Origin of the sequence: Dickeya aquatica, from assembly GCF_900095885.1 — a bacterium.
Lineage (GTDB): Bacteria > Pseudomonadota > Gammaproteobacteria > Enterobacterales > Enterobacteriaceae > Dickeya > Dickeya aquatica.
In genome coordinates this window covers 155982-168850 of record NZ_LT615367.1, presented here as the reverse complement: position 1 = coordinate 168850, position 12869 = coordinate 155982, and the positions used below count along the sequence as shown (strand labels likewise).

The 12869-nt window shown below is 53.2% G+C and carries 12 protein-coding genes and 1 pseudogene; 2 read left to right on the top strand and 11 right to left on the bottom strand.

Going from position 1 to position 12869, the window contains the following annotated elements; translation table 11 throughout:
• Positions 1–112: 112 nt before the first annotated feature.
• The 3 genes from pfkA to DAQ1742_RS00715 all read right to left on the bottom strand — a co-directional run bounded on the left by pfkA (position 113) and on the right by DAQ1742_RS00715 (position 2936).
• Positions 113–1075: a 6-phosphofructokinase gene (gene pfkA, locus DAQ1742_RS00725; protein WP_035345008.1), complete on the bottom strand. Its 963-nt coding sequence runs from the start codon at positions 1073–1075 to the stop codon at positions 113–115.
• Positions 1076–1355: 280 nt separating this feature from the next.
• The gene (gene fieF / locus DAQ1742_RS00720; RefSeq protein ID WP_035345010.1) at positions 1356–2258 is read right to left on the bottom strand and encodes a CDF family cation-efflux transporter FieF; all 903 of its coding nucleotides are present in this window, start codon (positions 2256–2258) and stop codon (positions 1356–1358) included.
• Between the two features lie 198 nt (positions 2259–2456).
• A complete protein-coding gene (locus DAQ1742_RS00715) occupies positions 2457–2936 on the bottom strand; it encodes a 2TM domain-containing protein (protein ID WP_035345012.1) in 480 nt (159 codons plus the stop codon).
• A 222-nt stretch (positions 2937–3158) separates the two neighbouring features.
• Between DAQ1742_RS00715 and DAQ1742_RS00710 the strand changes: the two genes are divergently transcribed.
• A complete protein-coding gene (locus DAQ1742_RS00710) occupies positions 3159–3614 on the top strand; it encodes an NUDIX hydrolase (protein ID WP_035345014.1) in 456 nt (151 codons plus the stop codon).
• A gap of 61 nt (positions 3615–3675) precedes the next feature.
• On the opposite strand, the gene DAQ1742_RS00705 is transcribed toward DAQ1742_RS00710, so the two are convergent.
• A complete protein-coding gene (locus DAQ1742_RS00705; RefSeq protein WP_035345015.1) occupies positions 3676–4062 on the bottom strand; it encodes a tail fiber assembly protein in 387 nt (128 codons plus the stop codon).
• A 562-nt stretch (positions 4063–4624) separates the two neighbouring features.
• A complete protein-coding gene (locus tag DAQ1742_RS00700) occupies positions 4625–5647 on the bottom strand; it encodes an IS110 family RNA-guided transposase (protein WP_180706205.1) in 1023 nt (340 codons plus the stop codon).
• A 175-nt stretch (positions 5648–5822) separates the two neighbouring features.
• Between DAQ1742_RS00700 and DAQ1742_RS00695 the strand changes: the two genes are divergently transcribed.
• Complete coding sequence (locus DAQ1742_RS00695) at positions 5823–6860, top strand: IS630 family transposase (RefSeq protein WP_180706204.1); 1038 nt, start codon at positions 5823–5825, stop codon at positions 6858–6860.
• A gap of 15 nt (positions 6861–6875) precedes the next feature.
• Here the strand turns inward: DAQ1742_RS00695 and DAQ1742_RS00690 are convergent.
• The 6 genes and pseudogenes from DAQ1742_RS00690 to DAQ1742_RS00665 all read right to left on the bottom strand — a co-directional run.
• Positions 6876–7538, bottom strand: a pseudogene (locus tag DAQ1742_RS00690) (phage tail protein); the annotation flags it as partial.
• A gap of 291 nt (positions 7539–7829) precedes the next feature.
• Positions 7830–8462 carry a tail fiber assembly protein gene (locus DAQ1742_RS00685; RefSeq protein ID WP_067487381.1) on the bottom strand — a complete coding sequence of 211 codons (633 nt, stop codon included), beginning with the start codon at positions 8460–8462 and terminating at the stop codon, positions 7830–7832.
• Positions 8462–9613, bottom strand: coding sequence for a phage tail-collar fiber domain-containing protein (locus DAQ1742_RS00680; protein WP_035345024.1), 1152 nt, complete (start codon positions 9611–9613; stop codon positions 8462–8464). Before DAQ1742_RS00680 ends, DAQ1742_RS00685 begins: the two co-directional genes overlap by 1 nt.
• A 222-nt stretch (positions 9614–9835) precedes the next feature.
• A complete protein-coding gene (locus DAQ1742_RS00675; RefSeq protein WP_035345026.1) occupies positions 9836–10270 on the bottom strand; it encodes a tail fiber assembly protein in 435 nt (144 codons plus the stop codon).
• Between the two features lies 1 nt (position 10271).
• Positions 10272–11426 (bottom strand): phage tail protein, encoded by a 1155-nt coding sequence (locus tag DAQ1742_RS00670; protein ID WP_035345027.1) that lies wholly within the window; start codon positions 11424–11426, stop codon positions 10272–10274.
• A gap of 314 nt (positions 11427–11740) precedes the next feature.
• The gene (locus DAQ1742_RS00665) at positions 11741–12856 is read right to left on the bottom strand and encodes a phage tail protein (RefSeq protein WP_035345030.1); all 1116 of its coding nucleotides are present in this window, start codon (positions 12854–12856) and stop codon (positions 11741–11743) included.
• Between the last annotated feature and the right edge of the window lie 13 nt (positions 12857–12869).

Genomic DNA, 12869 nt, shown 5'->3' with positions numbered 1-12869 from the left:
AACTATCAGTCAGTCACGTCTCAGTGCCGATGGCTTAAAGAGTAGGCCTCTTCCAATAAGAAATCCCGCTCCAGAGAGCGGGATTCGCTGTTTTGCCAGGCTCACTGAGCGATCAGAACAATTTCTTGGCCGTATCCAGCCAGTCGCCTTTGAACGGGCGCTTCATGTTCTCAATGGCGTCGATAATATCATGATGTACCAGTTTTTCATTCTGGATACCGACACAACGCCCGCCATACCCCTGCTGAAGCAGTTCGATAGAGTAAGCGCCCATGCGTGAGGCCAGAATGCGGTCATACGCCACTGGCGAACCACCACGCTGAATGTGACCAAGCACGGTGGCGCGGGTTTCACGCCCGGTTTCCGCTTCGATATAACGCGCCAGTTCATCGACGTCGCACACCAGCTCGGTAATCGCCACTATGGCGTGTTTTTTCCCTTTGGCGATCCCGGCTTTGATCTCTTCAACCAGGTCTTCTTTCTTGAAATCGACTTCCGGCAACACGATGAACTCACAACCACCGGCAATCGCCGCCGCCATCGTCAGGTCGCCACAGTGGCGGCCCATCACTTCGACGATGGAGATACGCTGGTGGGAGGAAGAGGTGTCACGCAGGCGGTCAATGGCTTCGACCACGGTTTCCAGCGCGGTGAAATACCCGATGGTGTAGTCCGTACCCGCCACATCGTTATCAATGGTGCCCGGCAGGCCAATACAGGGAAAACCCATTTCTGTCAGTCGCTTAGCACCCATATAGGAACCGTCACCCCCGATAACCACCAGCGCATCCAGGCCGCGTTTTCTCATGTTTTCCACGCACACCTGACGCACGGCTTCTTCCTTAAACGCCGGGAAACGCGCCGACCCGAGGAAGGTTCCGCCACGGTTGATGACATCAGACACGCTATAACGATCAAGCTGTTCCATGCGGTCTTCGTACAAACCCAGATACCCATCATAAATACCGTAGATGTCCAGCCCTTCAGCCAACGCCGCACGCACCACACCACGAATGGCCGCATTCATGCCCGGTGCATCGCCACCGCTCGTCAGTACTCCGATTTTTTTAATCATGACAACCTCTGGGTTTGTAGATGTAAATTCGCAGATTCTTCTATCTTAAAATGGATGGAACAACGCCTAACCTTCTCTTTAGCATATTATAACAAATACCCTTAGCTGAATTGATTCAGGTCAGGCTCACCGCCCCAAAAAAATCTATCGTATATCACATTTTTACAACACATTGCAGGCTAGGTTCTTCGCTCCGGCCTGCTGACATACGGTTATCGCTCGCCCTCTGACGCGGCGTTAGCGCAGTGAAAGCCACAGCAACAGCAGATTACAGCGGCGTCTACAGATCCCAACGGCCTCGCTGCGCCAGCGGCACAACCGATACCGGGTCTTGATGGATTATCACGTCTGAACCGGGGAAACGGCGCAGCAGCGCCTGCTCGAGTTCATCCGCAATCTGGTGCGACGCCACCAGCGGCAGGTTATCGTCCATCTCAAGATGCAACTGAATAAAGCGCGTCGGCCCGGCACGGCGGGTGCGTAACTGATGCGCGCCGCTCACTCCCGGCCACGAGGCGATAAGGTTGACGATTTCCTGACGTTCTTCATCCGGTAATGCTCTATCAAGCAACATTTGAATGGCATCGTATGCCATATGCAAGGCGCTGTATAAGATATAAATGCCTATTGCCAGGGCGAACACGGCATCCGCCCAGCCAATACCTTTCCAGCTCAGCAACAGCGATAACAAGATAGCGCCATTCATCAGCACATCAGACTGGTAGTGCAGCATGTCAGCCCGCACCGCCTGACTGTGGGTTTTGCGGATCACCCAACGCTGAAAACTCACCAGCAACACGGTAGCCACCAGTGACACCAGCGTAATCCACATGCCTAATTCCGCCCCCTGCAAGGGCTGAGGGTTCATCAGATGCTGTGCGCCGGTTAACAACAAGAACAGCGCAGAACCGGAAATAAACATACTTTGCGCCAGTGCCGCCAGCGATTCTGCTTTACCGTGACCGAACGAATGTTCGCTATCGGCTGGTTGCAGCGAATAGCGCACCACCAGCAAATTCACCAGCGAGGCGGCAATATCGACCAGTGAATCGACCAGCGAGGCCAGCAAGCTAACCGACCCGGTATACCACCAGGCATACACCTTCAAACCAAACAGTGACAATGCAGTCGCCGTCGCTAAAAAAGCGGCCATTGTCACCCAGCGAGCGTAATGAGAATTCATACCTGTCTCCATTCCAATCGAGGGGTCAGTATAACGAATTCAGGGCGTAAAAAACCGTGACAGTTTTGCTTCCCGCCAGGGTTTTTTAATAAAAATAACGTTTAAAAAAAAGGAGTTGCGAATAAGACGCGCTTAGTAAGCGGAGCGCATCATGCTCGCATCCGGCGACAGATTATCGCCCTGTTCAGGAGGGTATGATCAGGGTTTACGTAAGATTTTTTGTAACCGGCGCTGTTCCCAGCGTGACCAGCGATCGCGCAGCAAAAACATTTTGACGGCACGCAGCACCAACACGCCACCCCAGATTAACAGTGGCCACCAAAACCACGGCTGCTGTGGATTGACAAACTGGTTGATGGCAAAGAGCAGCGCATTAACCGGTATAAACAGCAACAGGCTGCGCCAAAAGCGGCTTTCGCGCCGCACCTGTGCTTTGGCCTGCACAATACGTTCTTCCAGTGATTCACCGCTGGCAGATGACGTTTCATCGGGTTCCATCGGCTCCATGAGCACCGCCACATTGATGTCAAACGCCGCCGCAATGGCACTGAGGGTTTCCAGGCTGGCGCGCTCGCCATTTTCAATGCGTTGAATGGTTCTGACACTCAGCGAAGATAATTCTGCCAGTTGCTCCTGCGACCAGGCCCGGGCAAGGCGTTGGGATTTCATTGCGTTCATCATTCACTCCTTATGAGATAAAACCTGCCAGCAGCGTGCAGCAGCCTCCCTGCCAATGCCACGACAGTTACCCGACAACAACCTGACAGCCACCCGACAGTGCCCTGACACGCCCATCTACTCTGCAATGCAGGTAAGGCCGATAACCATCGACGTCTTTTGGAGCATTGGGGATAATGGCTTCACGATTGCAAACACACACCGATTTCTAAGGGGTACCCAATGAAAAAACGGCCATCGTCACGCCTGTTGATCCTCAATCCGCAACATCACGTCTTACTGTTTCTCTTTCATCATACTGATGATGCCCTTGCCGGAAAGCGTTATTGGGCAACGCCGGGAGGCGCATTGGAAAATGGAGAAACCTTTGAACAGGCGGCATTGAGGGAACTGTGGGAAGAAACCGGTATTCGCCGCCAGAACGCGGGCCCCAGTGTGGCAACAAGGGCCTTTCCTCTGGCGATGCCAAACGGCGAAACTGTATTGGCCGAGGAGCAGTTCTTTATCATCCATACCAGCGAAAACACGCTCAATACACAGGCATGGACGGATCACGAACGCCACGTCATGCGCGATTATCACTGGTGGAGCCGTGAAGAACTGCTTGCCACACCAGACATATTCTACCCGGAGAACCTGGCAGAAATGGTGTGGCCTGCGACGACATCATTAGGCTGACGCGCCGCAAATACCCGTGCTTTGCGGCGGGAAGCAAAACAGAGAAATCACGCCAATACGATCAGTGATTTTCAGGTGATAGAGGCCAATGAATTTCCTGCGGAAAACCAGCCTGATCAGGAACCTGACGCAATAATTCACGGTAAGCTCGCCAGGCTTGCCTATCGACGGGCGCATCCACCACCTGAGTCCAGTCACTCGCGCCCAGCAGGCTATCACGCTGACGCCGCATCGCTTGCGCTAATTCAACGTCGGAAATCGGAGCAGGTGTTACGGCAATGGGTTGCCTGGTTGATTCATCAAAAACAATCACATTACCAAGGGCCTGGTCATTTAATAATTGTTGATAATAGCCATCGTTAATTTCAACCACATCGCCGGGGATATTATCACCATGCACATTACTTGAATAAAAACCCATATATTGAGGAGAAAAATAAGTTGTCATAATACACCTTTAATAACCAGCATCCGCTGAATAATACACATCCAACCAAAACCACATTTAAAAAATAAAACTCACTGATTAAAAATCACCAATTACCTTAAAAATCCGACATGGAAAATATATAGCATTAATTAATCTCACACTGCTCTTACGATATAATTAAAGGCAACATTTCGTGGTCGTACGCGAATAGCTGTCGTTCTGGCAACTACAGATGTAGAGGACTCTATCCCCGTATAACCCAATTCAGGTGCCGAGTGGGTCTGTTCTATCGAACCATCGTAATCTGCAGCAGCGGTACTAAAGCCACCATTAGCTAGTGCGTCGCGTCCCCATGAACTAAATAGCTATATGGACACCGACCCAGTGCAAGCACGGGCTGGTTTTTTCTGACAACGTAGTCACACACATATATCCGGCTTCGTGAGCCCTGATGAACATCCGTACTCTCTGGCCTCATTAACGCCATGGCCTGCTGTGGCCGAGCTATTTGCCAGGTTGACAGAGAGTCGGTTCTACCTGTCAGTACATCAACGCTTTGGACTTCTTATCAATCAGATTGTTACTGAATCCTATACTCTGTTCTCTGGTTTACCAATGCCCAGGCCACCCGGGCATTTTTGTTCGCCAGCGCCACAACGGCTTTATTCACGCCGCCGCGAACAATAATACCCTTCAGCCATCTCTGGAGGGCACTACACCGCTCATCCGGGAGGTTAACCGTACGATAAACCACGGAGCGGGCACCATGGATAAGCAAGCCGCGCAGATAACCATCGCCACGCTTCGTTATTCCCAAAAGTCTGGGTTTACCGCCGCTGCTGTGCTCACCGGGCACCAATCCCAGATAACTGGCAAAATGTCGGCCATTATTAAAACTTCGGCTGTCACCCAGCGCTATCGTCAGTGCTGAATGCCCCAGTGGCCCGATACCCGGTATATTTACCAGCCGGGCTGTATCCTCGTTCTGTGTACTTATCTGCTCCAGGCGTACATCCAGCGTTTTGATACGTTGCTGGCAGTCCTGCAGTTCCAGCCATATTTCGTGAAACAGTTGTCGGCTGAGAGCGGTAAGTTCATTCTCCGCGTCTTCCAGATAATCGGGCAGACAGGTCATGATTTTGTGTGCACCTTCCGGTATCGCAATACCGTATTCCAGACCCAGCCCCCTAATCTGATTAATCAGCGCCGTTCTGTTTTTCATCAACCGCTGGCGAACCCGGTGAATACACTGAATATCCTGCTGCTCAAGACTTTTTTCTGGTACATAGCGCATTCCCGGACGACTGTCAGCCTCGACAATAGCGGTGGCGTCATTTTTGTCGTTCTTATTTCCCATTCTGAAGGGCGACACATACTGCGGGCTGATTTGTCTGACGTCATGCCCGAATGTCTTAAACTGGCGGGACCAGTAATTGGCACTCCCGCACGCTTCCATCACAATTCTGGACAAGGGTTGCTGAGCAATAAAAGCCATCAGCTTTTCACGAGTGATCATTTTGTTCGCCTTTTTCTCGCCTTGTGCAGAAACGATATGAACCTGAAAAACTCGCTTTGCCAGATCAATTCCGATAATTTGTTCCATGGGACACCTCTTCATTGTGCTGTTGGATGACACTTACAGCATGGTTCACTGAAGCCAATATGGGGAGGTGTCCATTTCATTATCGCAAAATAGTAGATCACTTGAAGGGAACTCAGTCCGAATTGAGCGATCTGATCAATCGCCAAATATCCCAAATCACCAACCGGACTGAGCGATGCCGATCATAGCAGCAATCCCTGATGAAGAACGACAACTGATGTGCAAAGAAGCCCAACAAACACGCGATAAAAATTATGCCAGACGACTCATTGCCATGTTGATGTTGCATCGGGGAATGACCGTCACCGACGTCGCCAGACTGCTCTGTGCTGCGCGTTCATCCGTCGGAAGATGGATAAACTGGTTTACTTTACAAGGTGTTGAAGGACTCAAGAGCCTCAGGCCCGGTCGTGCGCCTTGCTGGCCCGTCGCCGATATCCAGCGTGTGCTTCCGTTGCTGGTTCAACGTTCACCGAAGGATTTCGGCTGGCTGCGCTCCCGCTGGAGCACGGAGTTACTGACCCGTATCGTCAACCGGCTTTTTGACGTGACGCTTCACCGCTCCACCCTGCACCGATACCTCAAACAGGCCGGTATGGTCTGGCGCAGGGCCGCACCGACGCTGAAAATCAGGGACCCGCATTATGATGAAAAGCGGCTTGCCATCGAGCAGGCGCTGGCTCAGGGCTCAGCGGCTAATCCCGTGTTTTATCAGGATGAAGTCGATATCGACCTGAACCCGAAAATCGGTGCCGACTGGATGCCCAAAGGGCAGCAGAAACGTATCGCCACGCCGGGACAGAACCAGAAACATTATCTGGCTGGCGCACTGCATTCGGGGACGGGCCGAGTCTCCTACGTTAGTGGCAACAGCAAGAGTTCTGATTTATTTATCCAACTGTTAGAGGCATTACGACGCACATACCGGCGGGCGAAAACCATTACGTTGGTGGTTGATAACGACATCATCCATAAAAGCCACAAAGTGGCGCGCTGGCTGTCGGAGAACAGTAAGTTCCGGCTACTGTTTCTGCCGACCTATTCGCCGTGGCTGAATCCAATTGAACGGTTGTGGCTGTCGTTACACGAAACGATAACGCGAAATCATCAGTGCCGGTACATGTGGCAGTTACTGAAACAGGTAACGCAATTTATGAATGCAGCTTCACCATTTCCCGGCAACCAACCTGGCCTGGCTAAAGTGGAGCGGTAATATGAGAAGCTATTTAGTAAGGACAGTGCTATCTTTTACTTGATAAACGCCACGTAAATTCCCCAACGCACGCTGCACAAACCCGGTGGTCGCAATGCTGCTATCAGCATCAAAGAGCGGCGGAGTGGGAGCGGTCGGGTTACCGCTAAAAGCAGGACTGAGCAACGGCGCATATTGCTTGTGCGGGTTGGCAGCGACAATATGATCGGCCAGCAGAGTATCGGCATAGCGCCTGGTGGCGAGCGCCACCGTCGGGTCAAAGGTTAGCGTGAGCGCATCAGTACGGCTGACGATGAGGATCATGCGTACCGTCTGCACCCGCCCTGAGCCCTCTTTGAGCTCTGGTTTATACGTCTCCGGGCAGTTGGCAACCGCTATCAGATTGCCGGACGCATCATATAAACCGATTTCACGCAGCCAGAACCCGCCCTCATTTTCAGGAATTATTTGCTCTGCGATTATCTGGCTGGCGTTATTCGGGTCAACGCTCAGTGAATTAATGGGTGCACGCCGTCTCTCGTTGACCAGTTTGGTCTGCATCGGGTCAGGCGTTTGTAACACGCCGCCCCCATCACCCACGCCCATTTGGGTAATGCCCAGCGGCTTACCTGTTGACACCGCCTCTGCCAATTTGGCTTCACCGATACGGGTCAACAACGTGAAATATTTTGCTCCCATCGTTTCTCTCACCTGTTTTTATTAAACGAAAAATCGGCCTGGGCAGAGAACCACGATACAGACAAATGTCCGGGGTTTGCTCTGCTTTCTTACAACATTATGCAAACAGACGGGCAGGAAATCGTCCGATGGGCGCAGTGGGGGCGATGGCACAACAAGATGGATGAAAAAAACCCGCCGAGGGCGGGTGGAAGATAAAAAATATCTTATCGACAACGAGATAAAAGGGATTAAAGCCATCAGACTGAAAACAAACGTAAAAACGTCGGTCAGAGAAAACTGTTTGCAGCGTTATTTCAGGCCAGTCTCCACTGCACGGTCAGGTATGGTCGGCCACACAATATCCAGAGCCTGTGCCGGGTTAATCCGGCTCAACTGCACCAGATAGATTTTCCATGCCTTGAGCAACTGCGCCTCTTGCTCTGTCGCCATCTCCAGTTCTTCGGCATAGGTCAGCTCGCTGATGCGCTCACGGGCGGCCTGACGCAATGCCTCACTTTCACGCTGCGCTGCCTGTACACGGGCAGCGTGCTGTGCTGCGGTATCCGTCACCCAGTGGTTATCTTGCCAGCGGTCAAATTCGCTGGCCGGGGCCAGCAGCGTCAGGTGCTCTGGCAAATCACCGAGCGTGCCCATCACCTGCGGCTGGCGGGTGCAGGTGTCATACGCCGTTTGACCGCGAAAGTCCGCGACTACCTCCCAGCTCAACCCATCAACAGCGCGCCGCACCGCCTGCCCGGTCGCCACATCCGCCGGTGGCGCATCGGCGTAGCTGTGCGCAGGCAAGCCGGTGCCCGCCATCAGGTATTCTTCGCTGTTGTCATAATATTCGCCGGTCTGCGTATCGGCGTGGTAGACCGTCAGCCAGCCAGTGTTGGACGCCAGTCCATTTTCGCCTAATACAGCGATGTCATTGGTTTGCATTATGCGGCCCTCACGATGTAGTTAAAGGCGACGTTGCGGGGGCGCGTCTCCGCCGCGCTGCGAAAGACAGCACGTGATACGGAGGCTTCCGTACCGCCAAAGCCCTCACCGGCCTGAAACCCGTCCATTGCATCCGTTGCCGGGTAAGCAGCAGATCGCAGGGTACTGACAAAAAATGCCAGCACAGATTTACTGTTTGTCGCCTGAAAGACTCCTATTGCATCCGACTGCCCCGACAGCAGTGTGCGCCCCGCATCCACCCCGCGCCCGTCATCCCAGCCGCGAATAAATTCGCCGCGTAGATCCGGCAAGGTGCCGGAGGGGTACACCTGCGCCAGTTTTGGGTAGAGCGCTTTATCAAAGGCCTGGCCGTTACATTTCAGCCAGCCGGCAGGCGCGCTAGCCTGCGGCCACGGCAGCGGGATACCCGCGATGTCTGCAATATCCAGTTTTTTGGCAAGATTTGCGGCTGTCGTCGCCGATACGCTGGCAGAGACCGTATTGGCCGCCGCGGTGACAAAGGCCGTGGTCGCCAGTTGGCTGTTATTGGTTCCCGCCGCTGCCGTTGGTGCCGTCGGTACACCTGTTAATGCCGGGTTTGCCAGCGGCGCATATTGCGGGTGGGGGTTGCTGGCCGCCTGATGTTTTGCCATCAACTCCTCGGTGTAAGCTTTCACTTCCAGCGCTTTATCATCCACCGACTTGCGCGTGGCCAGCACCACCGCCGGGTCAATTTTCAGCGTCACCGCACTGGTGTTACTCACGACCAGAATCATACGCACCGTCTGCACCCGGCCAGAGCCTTCTTGCAACTGCGGCTTGTAGGTTTCCGGGCAGTTGGCGATGGCAATTAAATCCCCATCGGCATCAAATAGGCCGATTTCCCGCAGCCAAAATCCCCCCTCGTTTTCAGGGATCACCTGCTCAGCAATAATCTGGTTCGGGTTTGCCGGGTCGGCACGCAGTGCATTAAGCAGTGCACGGCGTTTTTCATTGATCAACGCTTTTTGCGCCGGGTCGGGCATCGTGGGGTTGCCACCGCCATCACCCACTGCCATATGCGTAATATTCAGCATTTTTCCGAGGGCGGTGGCATTCGCCAGTTTTGCCGCGCCCACCTGCGTGAGCACTGTCATGTATTTCACTGCCATGCTTTCTCTCCCTGCTTTCTCTCATCTCGTGGCATCGCGACTGACCCGGTACACACCGCTCCGTCGCAAGCCCTCTCTGTTCGTTGTTACGTCTCACAACATTATGCAAACAGGCAGGCGGGAAATCGTCCGGTGGACGTTGTGGGGGCGATGGCACAACAATACGATGCAAAAAAACCCGCCAGCAGGCGGGTAGAACGGGGACGATTACCACTGACTCGACTACATATTCGGTGTCTCGGGCCAGCTAACACTCGGCGCAGTCGTGGTGTCTACGGCTTTCACGGCTTTAATGTATTTCATCCATTCAACCAGTTTCGCTTTATCCTCATCATCAATAATCCCCAGTGCAAGCTCTGTTCGCCAGTCGGCCGTCAGGGTATTGGCCGTTGCAAGAAGCTGCTGGCGTCTTAGCTCGGCTTCTTTGATCAGTTGCACAGGTGATGGTGCAGGCTCATTAACCCAGGCTAGCGCCCCCGCCACATACCCCAGCACCTTGCCTGCTGGTTGATTAACCGGGTTGAACCGCACGGCATCATCATCGCTGATGTCTATTCCATCAGCAGGCCATGTGCCAGCACGTTGATAGTCGGCGTAAAGCTGTGCGGGATAAATCACATTCTGCGAGGGTGAATAAACGCTTTTCATATTTTTCATATCAGTAACCTATCGCCAAATAACCTACGGTTTGCCCCGTCATACCGTTACCTGTGGTGGCATCGACGAAATTGATATTCGCCGCCGACCTGTCAAAGGTGTTCGGTGTGGCCACCCATCTGAGACCTAACGTACCGTACATCACCCCGATTAGCACAAGGGTGGCATTAGGGAACGGCACGGGATAGCTTTTCGTAAATCCGCCAACATTATTCAAAACACCGGAATCAAACTGCACAAGGTGGCCTGATGGCAAGCGAAACGCCCCTAGCGTGCCAGACTGCCCAACCAAAAAATGGCTCATGTCGGGGATTTGGTCGGGCATACCGCCAACATTACGCTGCGCCGCCGACCCCAGGCCCAGATAATTGAGCAGTGCCGCAACGGATTTTCCTGACAGAGCCGTCAGCGTGTTATCCAGCGGCTGCTTGTTCGCCAGAGCATTGGTCATGGTGGTAGCAAAGTTTGGGTTGTTACCTAATGCGGCAGCCAGTTCATTGAGCGTATTCAGTGCCTCCGGGGAAGAGGCTACCAGTGCCTCAATTGCGCCTTTAACAAAGGCCGTGGTCGCCAGTTGGCTGTTACTGGTGCCCACTACCGCCGTTGGTGCCGTCGGCACGCCACTCAACGCTGGGCTTACCAGCGGCGCATATTGCTTGTGCGGGTTTGCCGCTGCAACGTGATCGGACAGCAAGGTATCGGCATAGCGTCTTGTGGCAAGCGCCACCGTCGGGTCAAAATTGAGCGTTATCGCATCGGTACGGCTGACGATGAGGATCATGCGCACCGTCTGCACGCGCCCTGAGCCCTCTTTGAGCTCTGGCTTATAGGTTTCCGGGCAATTGGCAACCGCAATTAAATTGCCATCGATATCGTACAACCCCATTTCACGCAGCCAAAAACCGCCCTCATTTTCTGGAATAACCTGCTCGGCGATTATCTGGTTGGTGTTATTCGGGTCAATGCTGAGTGAATTAATTGACGCACGCCGTTTCTCATTCACCAATTTTGTTTGCATCGGATTCGGTATTTGCAGCGAGCCGCCACCATCACCGACCCCCATTTGGGCAATTTCCAGCGGTTGTCCCTTCGATATCGCCTCGGCTAACCGGGCTTCTCCAATGCGGGTCAACAACGTGAAGTATTTGGTTCCCATTGTGTCTCTCATCTACGTTGATTAATCGGAAAATCAGCCAGCCGTGGAGCACCTGCGATAAAGACAAATGGCAGAGGCGTGCCAGGCTTTCTCACAACCATTATGGTGATGCACCCAGGCGATTACCTTTAACAGGCGTTCTGGCTACGATGGCACAACAATACGATGCAAAAAAACCCGCCAGCAGGCGGGAAAGAGGAGCGCTATTGATGGTCGATAAAATAGAAAGGATGATTAGCCCGACGCTTTTTCTCTCAAGATGAAAGCAGGAGCGGGAGGGGTATTTTAGCACCCAGCATATGCGCGTGGCTGCATCACGCAGCCCTCACGATGTAGTTAAAAGCGACGTTGCGTGGCTTAACTCTATATAAATTAGAACCAAGAAATGCAGCAGATGTTGTCACCGCATATCGTGTGTATGTCGCATGAATTTCTGCAATATCTTGTTCCACTACACCGCTTGCCAGAGATCCATGCCCGTCATTTCCGACGTATCCCGATATTTTTGTTGATTCCTGCCAACTACCTATGGTTCTACCCGCATCCACCCCACGCCCATCATCCCAGCCGCGAATAAATTCGCCGCGCAAATCCGGCAATGAGCCTGAAGGGTAAATTTGCGCCAGTTTAGGGTAGAGCGCTTTGTCAAACGCCTGGCCGTTACATTTCAGCCAGCCAGCGGGGGCGTTTGCCTGCGGCCACGGCAGCGGAATGCCCGCCATTTCATTGATGGATATCGCCCCCACATCTGCTGCATTTAAGATGATATCGGCAGACAAGGCTTTGCCATTGACCTGGCGCAGCGAAGGAACGCGCCCGTTTGCATTGTCGTTTGCCGCTTTTACCGCTTTCGGGGTGGCGGCCAGCGTTTCGCTATCACTATCAATGGCGTTACTCAATTGTGCCAAACCCGCCGCCGTCAGCGTGGCATTCGGGTGTTTGCGACTCTTTTCATGATTTGCCAGCGCATTATCGACATAGCTACGGGTAGCAAATACCACGGTCGCATCAATTGACAGCGACACGGCACTTGTTTGACTGACCGCCAGCGTGACTCGTACCGTCTGTACGCGGCCCGAGCCTTCCTGTAACTGCGGCTTGTAGGTTTCCGGGCAGTTGGCGACGGCGATTAAATCCCCATCCGCATCGTATAAGCCTATCTCCCGCAGCCAAAAACCCCCTTCATTTTCCGGGATCACCTGCTCGGCAATAATCTGCCTGGGGTTGGTTGGGTCAATACTCAGTGTATTGAGCGGCGCGCGCCGTTTTTCATTAATCAGCATGGTTTGGTTAAGAGTCGGGGCGGGCAACACGCCACCACCGTCTCCCACCCCCATCTGGGTAATCGCCAGTTGCCTGCCCTGAGCGATGGCCTTCGCCAGTTTATTTTCCCCTACCTGCGTCAGCAGCGTTGTATATTTTGCGCTCATAACATCTCTCAAT